We start from the raw sequence: 20,688 nt of genomic DNA on the forward strand, positions 1-20,688 counted from the left end.
ATGAATAATGATATCTTTAGGTATCTTTCAAGTGCTGGAAGATACGAAAACAGATCATGAAGCGGAACTCGGAAGCAACCCAACAGCTAGGACGGCTCCTCCGCGACGCAAGAAAACAAGCGGGGCTAACTCAACAGCAGGTGGCCGAACGCGCGGGCATTTCTCGGCCCCGCTACCGGGATATAGAGCAAGGCGACGCCGCTGCACGTGCGACCACGCTGATCAACGTCGCGCGTGCGCTCGGCATGGAACTGATGTTGATCCCACAGGCAATGGTACCCGGCGTCAACGCACTACTTCGCCCATCCGCAGGCGAAGACCGGCCGGCGTTTATTACCGATATGGATGATAATGATGAGCACTAGGGTCCGCGTCCCTAATACCATCCAGTCGCTGGATGTGTTCCTTCAAGACCTCAAGGTCGGAACGGTCGTGCGTACGCCGGGCGATTTCAACGCCTTCAGTCTCGACCCGGTCTATCGAGCCATGGCGAGACCCCCAATATTGAGTCTTTCGTTTCGCTCGGCCGATGGTGGCCTTCGCAAGGACCCGAAGCCGGCAGCGCACATGCTGCCGGCGTTCTTCGCGAACATGTTGCCCGAGGACAAGCTCCGCGAGGCAATGGAAAAGCACCACGCGGGAGCGGTGAGGCAAGGAAACGATTTCGACCTCTTGGCTGCGCTTGGCGCAGACCTGCCGGGAGCTGTGCGCGTCTTACCGAGCGACGGCAGCACCACGATTGCGGCTCAAGAAAATCCACGTGAGATCAAAGCGCGCTTTTCTTTGGCGGGAGTTCAGATGAAGCTCTCCGTAGTGAAAAACACCGGCAAGGGCGGTGGATTGACCTTGCCCATTGGCGACGAGGAAGGTCAGTACATCGCAAAATTCCCTTCAACCAATCTTGTTGGAATGTCTGAAAACGAGTTTGCCATTCTGGCACTGTCCGAAATCCTCGGAATGGACGTGCCGGAACGCGAGCTTGTCGAGAAATCTGATTTCGAGGGCATCCCCGAAGAATTTAATACCCTTTCGACTGGCAAGGTCCTGCTCGTGAAGCGCTTCGATCGGGGCCCGCAAGGCGCCCGAATTCATATCGAAGACTTCGCTCAGATCTTTGGCCGGCAGCCATCCAAAAAATACGATGACGCATCGTACCACGACATTGCATCCGCGCTGAACATGGCGGTGTCGACCGACGCCGCACTCGAATTCATTCGCCGGCTGGCGCTTGCCGCGCTTGTCGGCAACGGCGATATGCACTTGAAGAATTGGTCTACGATATACCCAGGCGATGGTTGTATTCCAGCCATCGCCCCCGTTTACGATGTCCTATCGACCACCGCTTATTTTCCAAAAGACGATTTAGCCCTCTCATTGGGTGGCGAGAAGTCCTTCAAGGCGCTCACTCCGGATCGCTGGCGAAAGCTCGCCAACCGCGCACGGCTACCCGAACCCGCTGTCATCTCGACCGTCGAGGAAGTCGTTTCGTCAGTGAACGATCATTGGTGGCATCTCCCAGAAAGGGATGTCGTTCCCGCCGCCGTCCTCGAAAAGATCGATGCCAAAATCGAAGAAATGAGCTTGGTTCTAGATCCGAGTCACATTCCGAAATCTTCGGTGCCTAAACCCTAGGGTTGGCGCGTTCGGAACTAGATTCCCGCCGGCGCGTTGGTTGTCGACGCTGGCCTACCTATAAAACCGCTGCTGGCGTCGTCGCGCGCACGCTTGATGGCCAGTGGTCGTTAGAATCGACCACCTGTCGCTTGGCGCGGAAGTACCGCGCCGCATTCAATTCATGACCGATTTTAATCCGTCGCATCGCTGAGCGGGTGCGCTTTAACCTTTGCTCCGTCGAACTCGGAGAACTCGGACGATGGCTAAGTCGCCGCAACGAAAAGAGTATCCGAGAGGTCAGCCCGGAATTTGCTGCTTTTGCTGATAAAATTGGCTAAGCTGCACCGGCCTCGGCATGCCGTTCATGCCGACATCCAGCGACTCAACCTGTCGAGCGCGTTTCAGCAACGCTTCCTTTTATGTATCTGTGGGCAGGCCTTTGGCCTCGGCACGAAGGCGGATTGCTTCGTCGGCAACCCGAATGGGCTTTTTCGACTTGGCGTCCTTGAGTTCATGCTTATTGCCACACAGGTGCCCATGACCTACTACCTCTTATGTTTGTCATGCTGCGCTCTTTTCTTCCGCTTTGGCGGCTGTATTCTCGAGAACGAAGGGCGCGCGCACGCCCGCGCTGAATGCTTCTGCACATTCGAGCGCCTCTTTCACGCGCGCGGACGGGTCAGTCCATTCGCGAGTTGAGCGAAGCGAGCCGAGCGCGATCAGGTCGCCGCAGCCGCAGGCGTCAAAGCCGTGTGACGACTCCCCGACTTGAAAGTCATCAGAAATATGGAAAAGGCGGCCAGAATACCCCACCAGAAAGCTGCCGCCTTTCTCTGCCCCCTCTCTAATGCGCGCAAATCCGCCCTCTTTCATCCGCGCGCGGGCGGCGTCGATAAAGTCAGTGACCATATAGGTCATCACGTCGATACCGACGCGCCGTGCGGGCGGATGAAATTTGAATGCGAGAAGTTGGCCCATGCGGAACGACGACGTGAATCCCATCACGAAATCGCCATTGCGAAAAACCTTGCGGTCATTGCGGACCACAAGCGCAAGACGCTCCGCGCTGACGCCAGCGCTATCCCCGCCGATGAAGACTTGGCCTTTGTCAACAAGGCCGACGATGCAGGTCATTCAAAGCCCCCAGCTAGGTGTAGTGGGTGCGAGCGCTAAACGGATAAGCATGCTTGAGTTTGAGGGCTTCTTCAACCGTTTCGCTCCAATAAGCTGATCGGTCTTCGCCCGTGTACTGGACTTGAACGATCTTCCCATTCTGATTTTGTGAGCCGAAGCTCCGCGCTATCCTGTGCCACATGGTTTGGGGCTCGCCTCCCCCTTGAAATGGTAGTAGCGCGGTTCGCGTGATTGAGTATCCTGGCGTGGCGATACAACAGCGCGAGCCGTCGCCACGCCAGGCGGTTGGTAGCAAGCCACAAACGGCACAGCGCCGCCCGCTTAAAATACATACGAACGGCGCTGGCATCGCGCACCAGGAGGGAGAGCAAAATCCTGGCCCATTTGATGGGCTCAAATCACGGAAAGGATTCGGAAACGCTACTCCGTTCAGCGACCGTGACACCGTCCTTGGGGATGCGCGGCGCGCCGAAGGATTTGTCCAGCACGACGTTGCGGCCTTTCGGCCCGAGTGTCACCTTGACGCCGTTTGCCAGCGTATCGACGCCGCGCAGCATGCGGTCGCGAGCTTCCGCAGAGAATTTTACCTCCTTGGCAGCCATGACGTTCTCTCCTTTTCCCTTCAATGACTGTCAGCTCGACAGCGCCGGCAGAAGTTTCCGCGATGACGTTGGCGCGACAACGCGGAGCCGTCGCCTGGGTGATCTCAGGCGGGACGGCGCAGCTCTCCTTGCCGATTTCCGCAGTGCTGTAGGTCCGTCCCTTCAAGTTACTCGGCTTACGCGGCCGTGGGCGATTCCGAGGCCGTGTCCGTGGAAGCCGGCCGAACACGCAGCGAGTGCCGATAGCCGGAGCTGGGCGTCGGAAGCCTGCGAACCATCCTCTGGTAGATTCGGCCGTACTCCGCCGCCATGCGGGCGGAGGAGAAACGTTCCTCGAACCGGGCGCGGACGGCCTTGCGGTCGAGCTGCAGCAACCCGGGAACGGCGCGCACCGCCTCGTTGACGTCGGACACGACGCGTCCGGTCAGTCCGTCCTCGACGATTTCCGGGACCGACCCGCAACGGAAGGCGAGCACCGGCGTGCCGCAGGCCATGGCTTCAATCATGACCAGGCCGAATGGCTCCGGCCAGTCAATTGGGAAGAGCAGCGCGGCCGCTTCGCCGAGAAATTCGCTTTTGGCTTTCTCATTGATCTCGCCGATGAACTCAATTCCTGGCTCGTTCAGCATCGGGGCGATGACGCCGCGGAAGTAGGCGTCGTCGGCCTTGTCGACCTTCGCTGCTATCTTGAGCGGAAGGCCGGCTGCCCGCGCAATCGCGATGGCACGGTCGGGACGTTTCTCCGGTGAGATCCGGCCGAGAAACGCCAGATAGCCGCCTTTCGGATTGTAGCTCGGAATGTGCAGATCGAGCGGAAGGCCGTGATAGACCGTCGCTACGAAGTTCGCGCCTGGAAGCGGCGACCGTTGCGCGTCCGAGATCGAAACCAGCGGCATGTCCGCAAACCGGCGGTAGAACGGCATATGATCAAGAAGATCCTGCCTGCCGTGCAGCGTGGTCAGCGTCCTGCCGCGTTCAGATCGGAACAGCGGAAAATGCAGATAGTCGGTGTGGAAGTGGAGAATGTCGAACTCGTCGGCGCGCTCGCGCACCTTGTCGAGCATGATCATCTGGTGGGGAAGAGCGTCGCGGACGTCGGGGTCGAGGCGCAGCGCGCGAGACGTGCAGGGGGCGAGCTCGGCGGAGGTGATGGAGTCCTCGCTCGCGAACAGCGTCACTTGGTGGCCTTGTCGGACCAACTCCTCGGTCAGCCAGGAAACGACCCGCTCCGTTCCTCCATACAGCCGGGGCGGGACGCTCTCGAATAGCGGGGCTATCTGTGCAATCCTCATTTCTGTCTCTCCGCAGAAGCCGCTGCGCCAGACGGGGGCCTCCATCCGCCGGGAAAGCCAGGAGGCAATCCATCCAAGTGAGCCCCGAGCGCGTCCCTGATCTTTTGTAGTGCGCGAACTTCGATCTGGCGGATGCGCTCGCGTGACACGCCGAAAGTGGCGGCGAGCTCCTCCAGGGTCTTCGGCTGTTCGGCCAGGAATCGCTCGCCCACGATATGGCGCTCGCGGGGGTTAAGGAGCGCGAGCGCGTCGTTCAGTGCGCTCCATGTCCGGTTGCGATCCTCCGTTTCCGATAGCAGCGTTTCCGGGTCAGGGGCCGGATCAATCAGCCAGTCCTGGATTTCCTCGGACCCCTCCTCCCGCGTGATGGGCAAGTTGAGCGAAGTATCACCCCGAATCCGCCCGTTCATCTCGACGACCTCACGCGGAGCTACCTTCAGTTCGCCCGCGATATATTCGGCCTGCTGCGGCGATAGGTCGACTTCCTCGCTTGCAGAAATCCGGTTCTTGAGTTTTCGCAGGTTGAAGAACAGCTTCTTCTGGGCTGCAGTGGTGCCTATTTTCACCAGCGACCAGGACCTGAGAATGTATTCGTGGACCGTCGCCTTGATCCACCACATCGCATACGTCGCGAGCCGAACGCCTTTCTCGGGCTGGAAGCGCTTCACCGCCAGCATCAGGCCGACATTCGCCTCAGAGATCAGGTCAGCGACGGGAAAGCCATAGCCGCGATACCGCAGCGCCAGCTTGGCGGCCAACCGGAGGTGACTTGTGACCAGGCGATACGCCGCATCGCGATCGCCGTGTTCGTGCCAGCGGCGAGCGTGCATGGCCTCGTCCGCCGCACTCAGCAGCGGAAATTTGCGAATGGTGGCGAGGTAACGGGAAAGCCCGCCGTCCGAATGGATCGCGGGCAGATTCGATAGAACCGACAGGGTGCTCATTTCCAATTCCTCCTCAGAGCGAAGTGGGTTGAGCTACCGAGCATGGCTTGGGCCCGGAACGGCGCCCGTCATGCCGGCGGCGTCCACAGAATGTCGAAGCCGGCGGTTTGTTCCTTCGAGATTTGAAAGTCGACGAACCAGATTGCCGGGAGCACGGGCCCTGCCGATAGGGGCGTGGACGAAGCAACTGGAGCCGCTCGGTATCGTGCGATGTTCGGCTTGGTGGCTATTGGACCGGGCGTCAGAGCGGCATCGCGGCACGACGCCCGAAGTTGTCACGGCATGACGGTTAAAGCTTGTGCTGGCGAAGTCGTGCAGCTGTCCGCCGTAGGGAAGCCCCGCGCGGCGTCAAGAGGCGTCAAGAGGTGAGAGCTCGGAATGGCGGCTCGCGCGGGTTAGTTGCGCAGCGCCGAACGTGGCCACCCGCGGCCGGCGCTGATGCGGTGCGCGCGGTTCTCTCGAGGTCGGGCCAGGGCAGAGGAAAAATGCAATTCGTGCGCGGGTGTCGCCCTTGAAATCACCCGAGACCCTTCTAGTTCTTGTGGTGCCACAGGTGTGGCGCCGGATGCCGTCAGGGTCCGGCCGAGACCGCCGGAAATCCCGGCGTTGCCTCTATCCATGTTGCTCAAGGAGGATGTGGTTATGAGAACCTACGAAATGTCCCCGTTCTGGCGTTCGAGCGTCGGATTCGATCGCCTCTTCGACCTCGTCAACAACGCGACGAACGACAGCGACAATTATCCGTTGTACGATATCGCGCGTACCGGCGAGAACCAGTACCAGATCACGCTGACGCTGGCGGGCTTCAGCCCGGAGGAGATCACCATCACCGCCGAGCCATCGACGCTGATCGTCGAGGGCCGCGAGCCCAACAAGGGTAATCGCGACTACCTGTACCAGGGAGTCTCCCTGCGGCCGTTCAGGCGCGTTTTTAACCTGGCGGACTATGTCCAGGTCAAGGATGCGACTTTCGAAAACGGCATGCTGACGATCACTCTGGTTCGGGAACTGCCGGAGGCGATGAAACCGCGTCGCATCGCGATCAAAACCGCCGGCAACGACAACCTGCAAATCGAGCAGAAGCAGACGGCCTAACGGAGTTCCGTTCGAGGTTGTCGGACCGCTTGTGCGCGGCTTGGCCGCGCGCGGCGGAGCTCTGTCCAGTGAACATGAAGAACAGAGAGGAGGACAACTATGGCACTACGCGATCTCATTCCGTGGAACGACGGCTCTCGTGATCTGAGCTTGCAGCGCAACGAGCCCAATCCGTTCCTCGCGCTTCACCGCGAGATGAACCGGCTTTTCGACGACGCGTTCCGCTCGTTCGACATCACTGCGTTCAGCTCCCAGGCGATGGGCTGGCCGAAGCTCGAGGTCAAGGAGACCGCAAAGGAAGTCAAGGTTATCGCTGAACTTCCCGGTCTCGAAGAGAAGGACGTCAACGTCGAACTGAGGAACGGCATGTTGACGATCAGCGGTGAGAGGAAGAGCGAGACCGAAGACAAGGAGCGCCGCTTCAGCGAGCGCTACTATGGGCGCTTCGAGCGTTCGATCCCGGTTGACGATATCGACCAGGATAAGGTCGGAGCGTCGTTCAAAAACGGCGTTCTCAGCGTAACGCTGCCGAAGCTACCTACCGCGCAGCCGAATGTGAAACGGATCGCCATCAACGGCAAGTAACCGCGGGGCGGGCGGGAGTCTTGTGCTCTCGCCCGCGTCGAGCCCATTGCCAATCAACAATGACAGGTCAATCGAACTCGAATGAATGAGAGGAGCCAATGTAAGGAGTTGCAACCATGAACACCGCCTGGAAAAAGGACATAATCGCTAATGTGGTCAACCTTGCAATCGGCCTGGGCTTGTTCGTATCGCCATGGGCCATCGGATTCGCCGCTGAAAGTCCCACGAACTGGAATGCCTGGCTGAGCGGCATCCTGATCGCTGCGCTGGCTGTAGCAGCGCTGGCGCTCTTCGCCGAATGGCAGGAGTGGATGGCACTTGCCGCCGGCGCTTGGGTCGCCGTGTCGCCCTGGGTGCTGCTCTTCTCGGCCAAGGCAACGGTGACACCGCTCCACGTCATCGCCGGAATCCTGGTGGCGGCTGTTGCTGCCCTGCGAATCTGGCAACTGCACCAGAGCCATCCGCGTGTGATGGCCTGATGCTCGGCGAGGGAGGTCGCTGCCAGCCTCCCTTCGCATTTTATCTGCGAGACTGCGCCAATTTGCTGGCCAAGCTTGTTGCCCGCGAGATCAACCATGATGGGTGCTGCAGTGAAAGGGAACATGCCAATAGCTTCTCAGTCGGCCCTTGCGCCAAGCAGAGAAGCCGTGCCGCTGACTTCGTGCTTGTACACGCTTGATAAGAAGCGTCGCCGAGTGCTTGTGGGCCTTACTCCCGAGGAGACGACCGAATTCGAACTGTTGGATGCTCAGCTTCCGCTCGATGGCAAGCCGGCTTGGAGGCCTTCCGATCTACCGCTCTCTCCAAAAGAGCAGCGGTGGCTGGAGCTATTCCGAAGAATGGAGGCCGCGCGGAAGCAGACCGCTGCCTGAAATCGATTGCGCGTGGTGAGTATGGAGGGTTGGCCGAAATTAGCGTCCTTCGCAAGAATTGGATCTTGGGCAAGGAGCCTGTTCGCCGGCATGAGCGAGAAATGCCGCGCACCCAGCACAGTGAACGACGGTGCGCAGCGGCAACCAGGTCCGCAGATCCTCGCGCGAAAGGCACCGCCCGGGCCCTCAAGCGACGACGGCCGGGTGGATGATTTTTCTCTTCCGGAAGGATTGAGAAGACCGCGCATGGGACCCCTCAACAAACATACTGGCCGCAGGCCCAATCGGCGATCCGAACTTCGCCGTTGAGCACGGAAACATGGCGCTCGCCGGCTTCCCAAAGGCAGGCTGCCTTGGGGGAGGATTCAGGGTAAGCCCGTCATGCTCACTGATTTCACCATCACCGCCTTTGCAACCCTGTTTGTGGCGATCGGACCCATCGATACCGCGATCGTGTTCGGCGGCCTGACGGCGGGCGTTCACCGGCCCGAGCGGTTTCGTCTGGCCTGGCAGGCCGTCCTGATCGCCGGAATTGTCCTGCTCGGGTTTGCACTGTTCGGCAATCGGGTGCTGGCCGCCCTTCGGGTTTCTCTGGATGCCTTTCGAGTTGCGGGCGGCATCCTGCTGCTGTTGCAGGCCATCCAGATGATCTTCGCCCATCCCTCAGGTCTGTCTTCGCTCACCGCGCTCGAGCGGCGTGAGGCGATGGCGCCCGGCGACATCGCGATTTTCCCCCTGGCATTTCCGGTGATCGCGGGACCGGCCGGCCTCACGGCGGTCGTTCTGCTGATGGGGCAGGCCGCCGGTGACCCCCTCGGCTCGATGATCGTACTGGTGGCCATGCTGCTGTGCCTTCTACTGACCTATCTCGGTATGATCTTCACGGACGTCTTGCACCGGGTGTTGAGGGCCACCGGCGCCAACGTGCTGGCGAGGCTCGCCGGCATCCTGCTGGCGACCCTCGCGGTCCAATTCATTTTCGACGGTATTCGAGGCGCTCGGCTCCTCGCAGCCGAGTGAAAACCTGATGCGCCCCTTGCTTTTGACTTATCTCAACGTTTGACGGCTTCCTGGTCGCACCCTCGGGGTCGGGTCGACCACCCGCAACGTCAGCGAAACCCGGCTTTCAGTATCTGGCGGGTCTGACGTCAAGCACCCGGAAAACTTCCCATGACGCGCTTGTGCCCGTCCGGCAAACGGCACTACGCAGGCCGCGGCGGGGAAGTCATGTTGCTGCTGCAGCGGTCCGGAAGCCGTGCCCTCATTCCGGGCGGCCCATGAAGCTTGTCCGCGACGAGACGGCAACGAGCCCGCAGCGCTATGTCTGCCCCGATTGCGAGGACGATCCGCTGCACGATCCTGTCGCCCGGAAGTGGATCGAGAGCTCGCTGAAGCCGCCGGCGAAATAGCTGGCCCGGAATATTCGGTGCTAATCCGGATCCCGATCAATTCTCAGGGTCTCGATGGCCACTTCCGTTTCGGATGCTTCGTGCGGTCCGTTCCACCACTCGCCGTTGGCATCCAGCTTGAGCGGCCGCTCTCACTCCTGAAATGTCGGCTGTTCGTACCTCGCAGCACGACTCTCCGTTCGGACGGCTGATCCTTCAACAGTTCGATCAGTTCGCAGACTTTCATGCGTACTTCCGCGAGGCTCACAGCGCGCTCAGATCACCCGGCACGTCGCCGAATTTCCGGATCACCTTGGCATCGCCGAATTCGCCGGTGGCGGGATTTCCGCTGCGGCTGAACGTGACCGCGCCGGCGCAGCCGGGCTTTTGCGAGAGCGACTCGGCTCGCATCACCGCGGTGTTGGCGCTCAGGCACTCCACTGCTTCGCCGGCCGCGACCCGTCGTCGGCGGCCACGAAGGCTAGGGCGACGTAGTAGGTCACCTCGCGCGAGAGGTCGAACCGGCCGCGCGAGTAGCCGGCAGAAACCGAAGCGCGGAGCTCCTCGACCTGCGCTTCGAGAAAACCGTTGGCCACTATCAGCGTCCGCCTCGCGGGGATCGCCGCCGCAGGCCGCAATGGCCTGGTCGGCAGCGGGCTCCAGATCTCCGGCGGAGGGCGCGGAAGGTTCGGGCGCAGCGGGTATACCCAATGTTCCCTTTTTGTTCGCATGGAGTCAAGCCGCCCGAACGCGGATTCGGCCGCTTCGACGCCCGGTTGACGGATGAATTCGCGAGGAAGGCTGGCGGGATGTCGGAACTGCCGGCGGCCAATCGTCTTGAATCAAATCGTAACGGAGTTCTGCGTATGGCCCCGCGCGCCAACTGGAAAGGCTTCCTTCGGCTGTCGCTCGTCACCTGTCCGGTCGCGCTCTATCCGGCCACCTCGGAGTCCGAGAAGATTTCGTTCAACCAGCTCAATCGGAAGACCGGCCACCGGATCAAGTACGCCAAGGTTGACGCAGACACCGGCGAGGAGGTCGAGAACGAAGACATCGTCAAGGGCTTCAAGGTCGACACCGACACCTACATCGAGGTCTCCAAGGAAGAACTCGAGAACGTCGCGCTGGAGTCCACCCGCACCATCGAGATCGACGAGTTCGTCGACCGCAGCGAGATCGACCCCCGTTACCTGATCCGACCCTACTACCTGCGTCCTGACGGCAAGGTCGGGCACGACGCCTTCGCGGTGATCCGCGAGACCATCCGCGAGATGGACAAGGTCGCAATCGGCCGCGTGGTGCTGACCAACCGCGAGCACATCATCGCGCTCGAGCCGCTCGACAAGGGTCTCATGGGCACGCTGTTGCGCTACCCGTACGAAGTCCGGGATCCGCAGGAATATTTTGACGAGATCCAGGACGTCAAAATCACCAAGGACATGCTCAACCTGGCGAAGCACATCGTGAACCAGAAGTCCGGGCGGTTCGAGCCCGAGAAGTTCGAGGACCAGTACGAAACTGCGCTGATCGACCTCATCAACCAGAAGCGCGCCGGCAAGCCGATCACGCCGAAGGAGAAGCCGGCCGCCGGCAACGTCGTCGATCTGATGGAGGCGCTGCGTCGGAGCGTCGGCGGAGCGGCGGCCAAGGCCGAGGCGCCGAAGAAGCCGGCCAAGAAGCCACGCAAGGCGGCCAGCGGGCAGAAGGAGATGCTGATGGCGATCGAGGGCAAGAAGCCGGCCAAGGAGGCGACGGCGAAGAAGCCTGCGGCCAAGCCGCAGCGCAAGTCCGCCTGAAGGCAGAGCAGGAGAGCCGCATGGATTTGAAAGAAGCCTCGGCGATGACGGAAGCCTCTGGGCTTGTGGACGATCAGGATGGCAGCGGGCCCGCTGCCGGCGCGATGCCGGGCGCCTCGGCGCAAGTGGGAGGAAGCCCTCGGCCATTCCAGTCTCCCGCGCCGGAGGCCGCGATGCGATGGGCCGACCAGTTGCGCAAGGTGACCGCTAAGGCTCCATTGCAGTCGTTGTTCGTCGCGTTCCTGCTAGGTGTTTGGGTCGCGCGCCGGCGCTAATGGCGTCGACTCATAACGCGCGGCCGGCCATAGCCGGATAGATGTGAGTGGACAAAGGCGAGGTAGTTGGCGGCGAACCTGTCGCAGCGCGTCGCCACCCGACGACATTGTTTGATCTTGTTGAGAATCGTTCGACTTGCTCCCTCTCATCCTACGCAGATTTATTAGCTCTCTTTGGGTTTTTTTATCATGACTAGGCGCCGACAAAAGCGAAGACGAAGCAATTGCCATCGCCCAGACTTGAGCTTGTTTCAAGGAGCCGGGCCTCATCATGCCCGGTCGAGCGAAAGCGCTCGGCCTTGTCCGCGATCTCTGCGTGCCCTCAGAGCTCCAAAGCGCCTGGACCCGGGAGGCCCCGAGGGCGTGGTCTCGTCCTTTGCGATCGCGAGCGAGTTGCCCTGGGTCGGCTCCAGGTTGCAGAAACCGAGCAGGTTCTGGTCGTCGAAAACGAGCGCCCAGATCTGCTCGCGATACTCGGTCGGAACCAGGAAGCCCTCGCCGCTGGCGCCCTGGTTCTGCTGGAAATTGGTCGGCGCTGCGCCAGGCGCGGATCGAGGCCGCCGCCCGTCATGGCGGTCCGAACCGAAACCGCCAATTCCGCGACGCTGCGGAAAGCGCCGGTCCGCCCCGGATTGATATCGTTGACGACGTCGCCAGCGGCGGACCGCCGAGCGCGGTCGAAAAGCCGAACAGGGCCGTGCGGCGCAACTTCTTTTCATCGGCCGCGATCTGCTTGTCGAGCTCGGCGACCTCGGCCTCGAGCGCGTCGACCTTGGTCTCGAGCTCGCCGACCTGCGAAGTCTTGGCGTCGGTCAGGGTTGCCTTGCCCCGTAGCGTATTGAGCTGCTCGAGCGCGGTTTTGCCTCCTTTGCCTTATTGGCGCGGGCGGAGAAAGAGCCCGCGTTCCCGCTGTCCAGGCGACGGCGCGGGTCGAGCAACTCAGGAACTGAAGAAAGAGGCGTTACACACCCCGCGCGCTTTGCGCGGTACCGGCGGTGGCTCTAGCCGGAACGATTCATGATGCTGCCGCTTCCAGAAGCGGCTGGACTTGATCCGGTAGTGTGGAAACGAAGCGACCTCGGCGACGCCCCCTCGCGCTGAGGCCTTTTTTGGCTCGGGCGGCCGTGGTCGGGAAAAACAGAAGAGATTCACTTTTGCTAAAGACCTGACGAGCGAATGGTCCGAACCATTGTGCCTGCTGCTGTCAGCGATGTGCTCGTCAGCGCCGTGATTAAAAGCCGCCATCTCGGCTCGAGCCCGGCTCCGGGAAGATACCGAATCTGCCTCGCTGCAACATTAGGAGCGTCGCGCAAAATGAACGAGTTTTATGACTGCTGCAAATACGCTCTCATACTTCACGCTTCCGAGAAAGAATTGGTTGGCAAGGGCGTCATCTTGTCCGATGGCAAGGCCGGTACAATTGATCACGTCTTTGTAGACGACATTCACGGGCTTCGGATTGGGCCGCGTTCCGTTGATAGGAGCCCGGATCATGCGCGCTCTCGACGGCTTCGGAATGTTGGGTTCTGGGATTCGGATTCTCGGGACCAACGCGATCTACGGCTATGAGGCCTCTTCGGGCGTCAGACTCGATCCGGGCTTGGCCACGACGGAAGACATCGATCTGCTGTTCGACGCGCGCGGCGGGCTTACGTTCGTCGCAGACGACGACGTCTCTGAGTCATCGCTCATGAAGATACTCAAGCGAGTGGACACCAGCTTCGAACGCGCCAAGCAGACGTTCCGCGCTGTAAACCGGGACGGCTATCTCGTCGATTTGATTAAGCCGATGCAGAGCCCACCCTGGAAGAAGGCTCCAGACAAGATCGGCTCGGATCCGGAAGATTTGACCGCCGTGCAAATCGAAGGACTCGATTGGCTGCAGAATGCTCCCGCGTTCGAGGCGGTCGCTATCGACGAAAAGGGCGAACCGGTACGCATCGTAGCTCCGGATCCGCGGGTTTGGGCCGCCCATAAGCTTTGGCTGTCCCGTCGGGCGGACAGGGAGGCGCTCAAACGCCAACGAGATGCAGCGCAGGCTGAAGCCGTAGGCGCTCTGGTGGCGAACTATCTCACTCACCTCCCGTTCGATGCAGAGCAATTGAGGATGCTTCCGAAAGAGGTGGTGGACAGCGCGGCGCCTCTTTTCGCCAAGAAAGATGGTGCTGCGCGAGCCTAGCGGCCAGGTCGGCCACAACGGCTCCGGCATATCCGGCGCCGCCGATCATCAGCGGCACCATGATGATGACCAGCATGCTGCTGCTCATCGATATGCCGATGATGATGCCGGCATCATCAGGGGCCGCCACCCGCCTCGATGAGGAATAACTGAGCTGCACCAGTTTAAGGCCCCGGTCACCCCGGGGTCCTTTGCTTTGTTGTCGTCCGTCCGCTTTGCGCCACTCGAAATCGAGCTATTGGCTCGGGGCAGGCACGGAGCGGAGCTAAGATCCTGACCGACGGGCGCTCAATAAATCCTAGCCGCAGGCTCGGTGTAGGGCGGTCCACGCACAGTGGCCCAACGGCCTGGGCGGTCGAGCACGGATGAAATGGTTCATGGCGGCTCCGTTTTGCCCATGGAGCGGTGATTTGCGATTCGCCGTCAATGATGATTGCGATGATGTTCGCGATGGTCGTTTCGATGGAAAAAAAGTTATTCAATGTCAATGGCGTTGTTCGTTGATTTATTCACAGCGCAAGCCGTTGGCATTTTACCAAAAATCGGTAATCGGCAAAAAAGCAACTTTCCAAGTGGTCAAAAACCGCCCTGCATTTTTCAGGGTATAATCGTTGCATCCAGCCGAATCGGCGTGTCGAACCACCCGAATCCTAGTTTAGAACGAAATCGGACGGTGCCCTTGGAAAGCACCGCCCGACGCCTGATGGAGATCCCCTAGGACGCTCCGCCTGAACAACGTAGGTTCTCGCTCTCCTCAGGCACCTTTGTCAATCGCTCCGCGAGTGTCGTTTCTCGCCACAGGAGACCTATGCCTATGCGAAAGAGTTTGGTTCACGTTCGCCGTTTTGTCGCCCGCAACTGGAAGTTCTTGGTGCAGACTGGAGTGACTATCCTGACCATCCTGCACAAATAACCGCCTCTCAAGCAGTCGCATTGATCGGTATGCGCTTCACAATCAGCTTGAAAGGCTTGCCGTCTCGAAGGGCTCTCCACGTTGACGGCCGTTGTCGTTGAGATATTTGCGGACAGTACTTTGGTCGATGCTGCGGCTTGTAGAACTCCCGCGGCGCGAGAGCTTTGTCGATATCGAGGGCTGGCGGGTTACGGTCGATGCCGATGCCCAGAAGGGAGGCGTTGCCTAATGAGCCATCATGCGCTCATTCAACGCGGCGGCGCGTGCGCAATCCAAGAACGCCCGTGGGCAAGCATTCTTGCTGTTGGGTAAGCCGAACGTAGGGCGCATCGATCCGCCGAAGAACCGATCACCATGGACGATGTCGGCCGATCACTTCGCGAGCTTCCCGAGATGGCCAGGAGCTTAGCGGAGGGATCGGGCCATCACATCAATGGCATGTTTTTTCCGTGAGGTCGCGGCAGCCTTCGTGCCTTGTCCGAGGCAGTAGCAGGCAATGTGAAGTGCGAATCAGTGTTCTACTTCAGCGCGAATTATGATGTGGATATCCCGCCAAAGCTGCCCCCAGCTCTCGCTGGAATCGCTGCGCTTCCCTTACGATCCCGTTGCTTTCATTCGCAGTCGACGTGGCGTTTGCTCCCGTTATGTTCGATGGGAAGTTTCACCTCAAGGCTACTGCCCATGACTACACCGTTTGTGATCCCTTGAAGCATACCGATGAGGTCGCTGGCTCGCTATTAATCTTGACGCCGCCGTAGAAATTAGCGCGCGAAAAGTAAACGCTGGCCGATCTATTTCGATGCGATTGGCTGTCACAGCTGGCGTTCGGGAACGTTACCTAAGTACAAAGTATAAAATCTGACCGCATGATGCGCGCTGAATGAAGCTCGGAGTTACGTCGTGTCTATTCGCTCTGCGATTGTCGGGATATTTCACTCCAGAGTCTGGCGCTGGATAGAGAAAGCAGCCCACTGGCTCGCCGTCCTGCTTGCTATCGCCGCCATCGGCTGGATCTGGGTGCGTCCTGCGGAGAAAAGTGGCGGTCAGCCAAACTTTGCAGGCGCAGAACAGCAACAAAAGCGCCTCGTGATCTTCCTCGACGGCACATGGAATAGCATAGACAGTAACACGAACGTTTGGCGCATGCGGGCCCTATGCGCAGCCAAAAGCAAAGATGGCAAACCCCAGATGGTCTACTACGAGATCGGGGTGAATGGCTTTCTGGGCGGCGTGTTCGGCCAGGGGCTCGATGAAAATATCCGCCTTGCTTACGAGTGGCTTGTCGAAAACTATAATGACGGCGACGAAATCTTCATTTTCGGATTCAGTCGCGGCGCCTTTACCGCCAGAAGTCTGTCCGGGCTTGTCGCGCTCGAAGGTGTTCTGAAAGCGGGCTCACCCGTCGGCCTTGGTCAACTGTTTGCTCGCTACCAGAAGGGCAACGAAGAGAGCATCTGGACCCTGAAGGACAAAGAGGCATCGGGAGACACAAGTAAGCTAACACCCGAGGAACATTCCCTACTTAAATATTCACAACCCGCCAAAGTTAAGGTGGTCGGCGTCTGGGATACGGTCGGATCGGTTGGTTTGGCCGCGGGGAATATTCCGCACATTAGCCGCTCACAATTTGACTATTTGCAAACAGGATTGTTCCTGCCAATCCAAAACGGGTACCACGCACTCGCTATCGATGAGCACCGCAATGACTTCGCTCCCACACTGTGGACTATTCATCACACCAAAGACGGTAAAGGCCCGTCCATGCGGCCGCTTGCGTCCGTTGAACAACGATGGTTCGTGGGTGCGCATGCCAATGTTGGAGGCGGTTATGAAGACGATCTCCTCAATCAGGCTCCGCTGCGCTGGTTGATGCAAAAGGCAGAATCGCACGGGCTTACGTTCCGTTCAGAAGTCACGCTCGATGGAGATGCCCTGAAAGCGCCGATCATGGATTCGTACCACTCATTCGGCGAGGGGTTCTACGCGCTCGTCACGCCTGCCCTTTACAGGCCTATCGGCCCAGAGCCCGAGGTCCGCAATAACGGCACTCACATCAATGTCAACGAGACGATCGACGTCAGTGTCTTTCAACGTTGGCGCGCCGACCCAAAATACCGTCCACGGAACCTCGTCGAATGGTCACAGCGCAGAAACGTTGACCCTACTCAGCTGCGGACTTCTGTACGGGCCGATGATCCTCGCATATCGGTGCCCGACAACTAGGGTTCGCCCAATCTGACCCCAAAACTAGTTTACTTCTCGCGCAAGGCCGACTTTACGGGCTGAGCGCACCAACGGCAGCCTTCAGCTATAGAGCGGAGGTGGTCGCCGCCTCGGCCGAGATCCAACGTCGTAGCCAAGAGCTAGTCTAATGGTCGCCGAAAATTTCGGGTACCAACTCTGTCAAAGTAGTCGTAGGCACAAAATTGGCACAAAAGTTCGCCGGCGCCGTTGATCTTTTGCTCGCGCTTACGCGCTCTTGGTCTACAAGTCGCCCAAACTTGCCGACACATGCGCGAGGCGGCGGCTGGCCTCTCGGCTGTTCTTGACGTCGAGATGAACCTGCATGTGAAGCTCTGTGCCGGTTGGGGTCTTTCCGCGAGCGACCTTGAGCAAACCTCTCCCGCCATCGAGATGCTGGCCTACACACGCTACGTGCTCGACGCGGGAATGCGCGGCGATCTGCTCGCACTCAAGGTGGCACTTGCCCCCTGCGTGATCGGCTACGCGGAGATCGTAACACGGCTCGCCTCGCGCCCCGATGCGAACGCTGCGAAAAACCCCTATCGCGTTTGGATCGCCGAGTACGCCGGCGTGCCATACCAGGAGGTCGCGATGAAAGCACGGGCGCACCTGGAGCATCTTGCCAATCTCTACGCCACGCCGGCCCGCGAGGCAGAGCTGATTGCGATCTTCAAGGAAGCCACCCGACTCGAGGCGGACTTCTGGGAAATGGGCTGGCGCGCGGGCCAGCCTGTTGAATAGCCCTCGGCAATTATCAGGCTCTTAATCTGCGGCTCTGTCGGAGCGTCTCCAACCGATGGGTGGGCGACTATTACATTCACCGCCGCCAAAGTCGATCTGGCGCCATCGAGCGGATTTGCGGCGCACGAAACGAAAAGAGCACGTATCTGGTGCGGTTGCTGGTGCGGCCGCGGCGCTACGGGCAACGAGGACCCAGTAAGATATTATTATTATTATTGATCCTCTTGGTGGGCCCGGCAGGACTCGAACCTGCAACCAGACCGTTATGAGCGGCGGGATAATGGCCGCCGCCATTGATTGTCCTGCGCTTTTCGTAGAATTCGTTACATTCGCCGCGCTTCGTGCGGGTTGTTTCTGGTGCGAAACCGGTGCGGCTCGTCCGCAATCGAAACTTAGACGTAGGGCATTGCGTTCTGTCGGTGATATCGTGAGCACGCAAGTCAGTCCCGGCGACCGACGGCAAGCGAATGCCGTACGCCATCGTTGCCGGCTGATCGCCGCGGCCTATCAAGGTCAGCGTCCCGGTTCGCGCGCTATCGGTAGCGAGCAAAGAGGTTCATGGGAAAGCAAGCCAGGCGAAATAGATCGTGAGTTTCTTCGAGCGTCTAAAGACAGAAGCATCCGCTGAGTGGCGGGCCTACACCGAGCATCCCTTCACGAACGGATTGGCAGACGGCTCGCTCGCCGAAGCGGCGTTTCGTCACTACCTCGCTCAGGACTACCTGTTCCTCATCGAGTTTGCGCGCGCCTATGCGCTCTCAGTCTATAAGTCGCCCAAACTTGCCGACATGCGTGAAGCAGCGGCCGGCCTCTCGGCCATCCTTGATGTTGAGATGAACCTTCACGTGAAGCTCTGTGCCGGTTGGGGTCTATCTCCGAGCGACCTTGAACAAACCCCCCCGGCGGTCGAGATGCTGGCCTACACACGCTACGTGCTCGACGCTGGAATGCGCGGCGATCTGCTAGCACTTAAGGTGGCGCTTGCCCCCTGCGTGATCGGGTACGCGGAGATCGCCACGCGGCTCGCCTCGCGACCCGATGCGGAAGCTGCGACCAACTCCTATCGCGCTTGGATCGCCGAGTACGCCGGCGCGCCATACCAGGAGGTCGCGGCGAAAGCGCGAGCGCACTTGGAGCATCTCGCCGATCTCTACGCCACGCCGGCCCGCGAGGCAGAGCTGATTGCGATCTTCAAGGAAGCCACCCGACTGGAGGCAGATTTCTGGGAGATGGGCTGGCGCGTGGGCCAGCGTGTCGAATAGCCGTTCGGCAATCGTCAGGCTCATAACCTGAAGGTCGTAGGTTCAAATCCTATCCGGGATTTTGACCTACCCCTTTTACGCGGGGATAGATCGCTCACGAACGGCGCTCTTGGCGGACTTTCACAACTGGGCTTCGCGAACCAGGCTGTTCTCCGACAGTGGCATGGCGGGACCTCCGCCACCGTGCCAAGTGCTCACGCCACCATGCTAAGGACAACCAGCGGTTCGTCGTGTCGGCGGTTGCGTATGATTCCCTCCCTGGGCAGCAAACCACGCTGCGATCTTGTACGATAGTGATCGGCGCGAAGGGCGTTCGCGGATTTCTCTCCCTAAGCTGCGCAGTGAATCTGCTCGTTCTGGCTGTACATGGCGTACTTAAGCAGGATCGAAGCCGATAGCCTTAGCAATGACGAGAAACTCGGCCTCGCTCAATTTGAATAATTTGAAGGTCAAGGTCTACCGCTGTTCAACCCTGGTGCGCCACAGGGCATCGAAAGTATTCCCGTGCGTCGGCGCCAACTCTTCTGAATCTATCGGATCGCTAGGCTTGAGGGCGCTTGCAAGCTCTTGAGTGGGACGCGGCTGCGTCGAAACCTGCACGGGCCACTCCAATAATGATTTTGAAAGCATGGGCTTGCCTTCGTACCAGCATTTTCGTCCGTCGATGAGGCGCCAAGACCAATACTCGTGCCGATTTGGTGGCATCGCGGCACTGCATTGTTGTTTCGCCTGCGCAGTTGGCGTTCCCACTAACAAGAATGTAGCGATGCAAGCGGCCAAAGGAATTAATGGAAATTGTTTCGTCATCTGAGCACTCAGAGACTACTTCGTTGCTGCAACCGGCTCACTGCAACTATCAAATCGGGCCGCTCAAGAACCTCCACCAACCTGTCGAGGATGCGCTCATTGTCGTGGGGGCGGGGCTGAAGGTATTCGTTCAGTATGCATTGGGCTTCGCTGACGGCCTGAAGAGCCAACTGTTGATCGGTCATCACTTCTTACCCATTCGAATGGTTGGAACGTCGCAATTTCAAAGAAGGATAAAAGATCAAGTCGTCTTTTAGACTTATCCCATCAAATTTTATTTCAATGCGGAGCTGTCGCTCTGGATTGGGTGCTCCGGTCGCGAAATTAGGCAACGCGCCGCCAGAGGCTCGCGATGGACGTCACCGCCACTGAAATCGTGCGCCTAGCTCGATTTTCAGTTGGTTTCAAATTGCCGTGCGTCAGAACGAGGCGAAGAGCCGCGCCCCTGCGAAGCTTGCGCGCGGTGCGCCTGTCAGTTCGACGCCCGATCGCAGGAGAAACGCAGCGATCTCGGCGGGATCATCAGACAGGAGCAATGCACTTTCGAAGTGGTTCTTTGCGAGGCTCTCGATCAGCGGATAAACCGGCTTTCGCAAACGATCGAGCGGCGCCGGCGTTGAGCCGTCGGATTTTGCCGGATGCCAGAAATCCAGAAACACCATGGGAGTTGGTGTGTAATCGGAACAAGTAGCTTGCATTTGCATGCGCGGCGCTGATTTCGATTTTATGTGCTCAGCGCTTCCGTTAATTTATATAGCAATTTCAATTACATAAGAGTTCGCGGTTTTGTTCGGAGTGGCGCGCCATGCTGCGACATTCCGCGATGTTCTGCGACATTCTACGATGCCGCCCCCGTCAGGTAGCGCTATGTCGCTTGCTCACCGCGGAAACGGCCCGCGAGCTGATTTGAACCTTCGGAACAAAGTTCCCTTTAGGCGTGTTATC

General features: G+C 59.5%; 21 protein-coding genes and 3 pseudogenes. 15 read left to right on the forward strand and 9 right to left on the reverse strand.

Annotation, left to right across the window (positions count from 1 at the left end; genetic code table 11):
• The first annotated feature begins 56 nt into the window (after nt 1-56).
• Both PMN64_RS17995 and PMN64_RS18000 read left to right on the forward strand, forming a co-directional pair.
• Nucleotides 57-365, forward strand: coding sequence for a helix-turn-helix domain-containing protein (locus PMN64_RS17995; protein ID WP_411781594.1), 309 nt, complete (start codon nt 57-59; stop codon nt 363-365).
• Nucleotides 355-1,632, forward strand: a complete 1,278-nt coding sequence (locus PMN64_RS18000; RefSeq protein WP_411781595.1) for a type II toxin-antitoxin system HipA family toxin — start codon at nt 355-357, stop codon at nt 1,630-1,632. Before PMN64_RS17995 ends, PMN64_RS18000 begins: the two co-directional genes overlap by 11 nt.
• A 543-nt stretch (nt 1,633-2,175) precedes the next feature.
• On the opposite strand, the gene PMN64_RS18005 is transcribed toward PMN64_RS18000, so the two are convergent.
• The 4 genes and pseudogenes from PMN64_RS18005 to rpoH all read right to left on the reverse strand — a co-directional run bounded on the left by PMN64_RS18005 (nt 2,176) and on the right by rpoH (nt 5,586).
• The gene (locus PMN64_RS18005) at nt 2,176-2,748 is read right to left on the reverse strand and encodes a hypothetical protein (protein WP_317248413.1); all 573 of its coding nucleotides are present in this window, start codon (nt 2,746-2,748) and stop codon (nt 2,176-2,178) included.
• 404 nt (nt 2,749-3,152) lie between these two features.
• Nucleotides 3,153-3,350 (reverse strand): annotated as a pseudogene (gene groEL, locus PMN64_RS18010) (chaperonin GroEL); the annotation flags it as partial.
• 176 nt (nt 3,351-3,526) lie between these two features.
• Entirely contained in the window at nt 3,527-4,642 is a 1,116-nt protein-coding gene (locus PMN64_RS18015; RefSeq protein ID WP_411781618.1) for a glycosyltransferase family 4 protein, read from the reverse strand.
• A complete protein-coding gene (rpoH, locus tag PMN64_RS18020; protein WP_411781596.1) occupies nt 4,639-5,586 on the reverse strand; it encodes an RNA polymerase sigma factor RpoH in 948 nt (315 codons plus the stop codon). The genes PMN64_RS18015 and rpoH overlap by 4 nt, the downstream gene beginning before the upstream one ends.
• 642 nt (nt 5,587-6,228) lie before the next feature.
• On the opposite strand from rpoH, the gene PMN64_RS18025 reads away from it, so the two are divergent.
• The 5 genes from PMN64_RS18025 (at nt 6,229) to PMN64_RS18045 (ending at nt 9,547) form a co-directional block, all read left to right on the forward strand.
• Nucleotides 6,229-6,681, forward strand: coding sequence for an Hsp20 family protein (locus PMN64_RS18025; RefSeq protein WP_411781619.1), 453 nt, complete (start codon nt 6,229-6,231; stop codon nt 6,679-6,681).
• A 99-nt stretch (nt 6,682-6,780) separates the two neighbouring features.
• The gene (locus PMN64_RS18030) at nt 6,781-7,266 is read left to right on the forward strand and encodes an Hsp20/alpha crystallin family protein (RefSeq protein ID WP_317248411.1); all 486 of its coding nucleotides are present in this window, start codon (nt 6,781-6,783) and stop codon (nt 7,264-7,266) included.
• A gap of 116 nt (nt 7,267-7,382) precedes the next feature.
• Nucleotides 7,383-7,745, forward strand: coding sequence for an SPW repeat protein (locus PMN64_RS18035; protein WP_411781597.1), 363 nt, complete (start codon nt 7,383-7,385; stop codon nt 7,743-7,745).
• 774 nt (nt 7,746-8,519) lie between these two features.
• On the forward strand, nt 8,520-9,158 hold the full coding sequence (locus PMN64_RS18040; protein ID WP_411781598.1) for a MarC family protein: 639 nt from the start codon (nt 8,520-8,522) through the stop codon (nt 9,156-9,158).
• A gap of 257 nt (nt 9,159-9,415) precedes the next feature.
• On the forward strand, nt 9,416-9,547 hold the full coding sequence (locus PMN64_RS18045; protein WP_411781599.1) for a hypothetical protein: 132 nt from the start codon (nt 9,416-9,418) through the stop codon (nt 9,545-9,547).
• A gap of 243 nt (nt 9,548-9,790) precedes the next feature.
• On the opposite strand, the gene PMN64_RS18050 is transcribed toward PMN64_RS18045, so the two are convergent.
• Both PMN64_RS18050 and PMN64_RS18055 read right to left on the reverse strand, forming a co-directional pair.
• On the reverse strand, nt 9,791-9,967 hold the full coding sequence (locus PMN64_RS18050; protein ID WP_411781600.1) for a hypothetical protein: 177 nt from the start codon (nt 9,965-9,967) through the stop codon (nt 9,791-9,793).
• A pseudogene (locus PMN64_RS18055) lies at nt 9,955-10,189 on the reverse strand (hypothetical protein). The gene PMN64_RS18050 and the pseudogene PMN64_RS18055 overlap by 13 nt, the downstream one beginning before the upstream one ends.
• A gap of 203 nt (nt 10,190-10,392) precedes the next feature.
• On the opposite strand from PMN64_RS18055, the gene PMN64_RS18060 reads away from it, so the two are divergent.
• The 8 genes and pseudogenes from PMN64_RS18060 to tenA all read left to right on the forward strand — a co-directional run bounded on the left by PMN64_RS18060 (nt 10,393) and on the right by tenA (nt 18,936).
• Nucleotides 10,393-11,322 (forward strand): Ku protein, encoded by a 930-nt coding sequence (locus tag PMN64_RS18060; protein WP_411781601.1) that lies wholly within the window; start codon nt 10,393-10,395, stop codon nt 11,320-11,322.
• 20 nt (nt 11,323-11,342) lie between these two features.
• Nucleotides 11,343-11,597 (forward strand): hypothetical protein, encoded by a 255-nt coding sequence (locus PMN64_RS18065; protein ID WP_411781602.1) that lies wholly within the window; start codon nt 11,343-11,345, stop codon nt 11,595-11,597.
• Nucleotides 11,598-12,911: 1,314 nt separating this feature from the next.
• Entirely contained in the window at nt 12,912-13,166 is a 255-nt protein-coding gene (locus PMN64_RS18070) for a hypothetical protein (RefSeq protein ID WP_411781620.1), read from the forward strand.
• A complete protein-coding gene (locus PMN64_RS18075) occupies nt 13,090-13,776 on the forward strand; it encodes a nucleotidyltransferase domain-containing protein (protein WP_411781603.1) in 687 nt (228 codons plus the stop codon). The genes PMN64_RS18070 and PMN64_RS18075 overlap by 77 nt, the downstream gene beginning before the upstream one ends.
• A gap of 365 nt (nt 13,777-14,141) precedes the next feature.
• Nucleotides 14,142-14,384, forward strand: coding sequence for a hypothetical protein (locus PMN64_RS18080; RefSeq protein ID WP_411781604.1), 243 nt, complete (start codon nt 14,142-14,144; stop codon nt 14,382-14,384).
• 1,205 nt (nt 14,385-15,589) lie between these two features.
• Complete coding sequence (locus PMN64_RS18085; RefSeq protein ID WP_411781605.1) at nt 15,590-16,912, forward strand: DUF2235 domain-containing protein; 1,323 nt, start codon at nt 15,590-15,592, stop codon at nt 16,910-16,912.
• Between the two features lie 235 nt (nt 16,913-17,147).
• Nucleotides 17,148-17,674, forward strand: a pseudogene (locus tag PMN64_RS18090) (TenA family protein); the annotation flags it as partial.
• Nucleotides 17,675-18,261: 587 nt separating this feature from the next.
• Complete coding sequence (tenA, locus tag PMN64_RS18095; RefSeq protein WP_411781606.1) at nt 18,262-18,936, forward strand: thiaminase II; 675 nt, start codon at nt 18,262-18,264, stop codon at nt 18,934-18,936.
• Between the two features lie 456 nt (nt 18,937-19,392).
• On the opposite strand, the gene PMN64_RS18100 is transcribed toward tenA, so the two are convergent.
• From PMN64_RS18100 to PMN64_RS18110, 3 genes are all read right to left on the reverse strand, one after another.
• Complete coding sequence (locus PMN64_RS18100; RefSeq protein ID WP_411781607.1) at nt 19,393-19,743, reverse strand: hypothetical protein; 351 nt, start codon at nt 19,741-19,743, stop codon at nt 19,393-19,395.
• Between the two features lie 8 nt (nt 19,744-19,751).
• Nucleotides 19,752-19,928, reverse strand: a complete 177-nt coding sequence (locus PMN64_RS18105; RefSeq protein ID WP_411781608.1) for a hypothetical protein — start codon at nt 19,926-19,928, stop codon at nt 19,752-19,754.
• Between the two features lie 234 nt (nt 19,929-20,162).
• The gene (locus PMN64_RS18110; protein ID WP_411781609.1) at nt 20,163-20,447 is read right to left on the reverse strand and encodes a hypothetical protein; all 285 of its coding nucleotides are present in this window, start codon (nt 20,445-20,447) and stop codon (nt 20,163-20,165) included.
• Between the last annotated feature and the right edge of the window lie 241 nt (nt 20,448-20,688).

The sequence above is a fragment of the Bradyrhizobium sp. UFLA01-814 genome (assembly GCF_046718885.1).
GTDB classification, from domain to species: Bacteria; Pseudomonadota; Alphaproteobacteria; order Rhizobiales; family Xanthobacteraceae; genus Bradyrhizobium; species Bradyrhizobium elkanii.

Excerpts from the sequence above, each read along its gene's own strand:
- PMN64_RS18040 (WP_411781598.1), top strand. The coding sequence starts at position 8,520 with ATGCTCACTGATTTCACCATCACCGCCTTTGCAACCCTGTTTGTGGCG.
- PMN64_RS17995 (WP_411781594.1), top strand. The coding sequence starts at position 57 with ATGAAGCGGAACTCGGAAGCAACCCAACAGCTAGGACGGCTCCTCCGC.
- PMN64_RS18030 (WP_317248411.1), top strand. The coding sequence starts at position 6,781 with ATGGCACTACGCGATCTCATTCCGTGGAACGACGGCTCTCGTGATCTG.
- PMN64_RS18110 (WP_411781609.1), bottom strand. The coding sequence starts at position 20,447 with ATGCAAATGCAAGCTACTTGTTCCGATTACACACCAACTCCCATGGTG.
- PMN64_RS18005 (WP_317248413.1), bottom strand. The coding sequence starts at position 2,748 with ATGACCTGCATCGTCGGCCTTGTTGACAAAGGCCAAGTCTTCATCGGC.
- PMN64_RS18105 (WP_411781608.1), bottom strand. The coding sequence starts at position 19,928 with ATGACCGATCAACAGTTGGCTCTTCAGGCCGTCAGCGAAGCCCAATGC.
- PMN64_RS18015 (WP_411781618.1), bottom strand. The coding sequence starts at position 4,642 with ATGAGGATTGCACAGATAGCCCCGCTATTCGAGAGCGTCCCGCCCCGG.
- PMN64_RS18075 (WP_411781603.1), top strand. The coding sequence starts at position 13,090 with ATGCGCGCTCTCGACGGCTTCGGAATGTTGGGTTCTGGGATTCGGATT.
- PMN64_RS18065 (WP_411781602.1), top strand. The coding sequence starts at position 11,343 with ATGGATTTGAAAGAAGCCTCGGCGATGACGGAAGCCTCTGGGCTTGTG.
- PMN64_RS18070 (WP_411781620.1), top strand. The coding sequence starts at position 12,912 with ATGAACGAGTTTTATGACTGCTGCAAATACGCTCTCATACTTCACGCT.
- PMN64_RS18045 (WP_411781599.1), top strand. The coding sequence starts at position 9,416 with ATGAAGCTTGTCCGCGACGAGACGGCAACGAGCCCGCAGCGCTATGTC.
- PMN64_RS18000 (WP_411781595.1), top strand. The coding sequence starts at position 355 with ATGAGCACTAGGGTCCGCGTCCCTAATACCATCCAGTCGCTGGATGTG.
- rpoH (WP_411781596.1), bottom strand. The coding sequence starts at position 5,586 with ATGAGCACCCTGTCGGTTCTATCGAATCTGCCCGCGATCCATTCGGAC.
- PMN64_RS18025 (WP_411781619.1), top strand. The coding sequence starts at position 6,229 with ATGAGAACCTACGAAATGTCCCCGTTCTGGCGTTCGAGCGTCGGATTC.
- PMN64_RS18080 (WP_411781604.1), top strand. The coding sequence starts at position 14,142 with ATGAAATGGTTCATGGCGGCTCCGTTTTGCCCATGGAGCGGTGATTTG.
- PMN64_RS18100 (WP_411781607.1), bottom strand. The coding sequence starts at position 19,743 with ATGACGAAACAATTTCCATTAATTCCTTTGGCCGCTTGCATCGCTACA.
- PMN64_RS18060 (WP_411781601.1), top strand. The coding sequence starts at position 10,393 with ATGGCCCCGCGCGCCAACTGGAAAGGCTTCCTTCGGCTGTCGCTCGTC.
- PMN64_RS18035 (WP_411781597.1), top strand. The coding sequence starts at position 7,383 with ATGAACACCGCCTGGAAAAAGGACATAATCGCTAATGTGGTCAACCTT.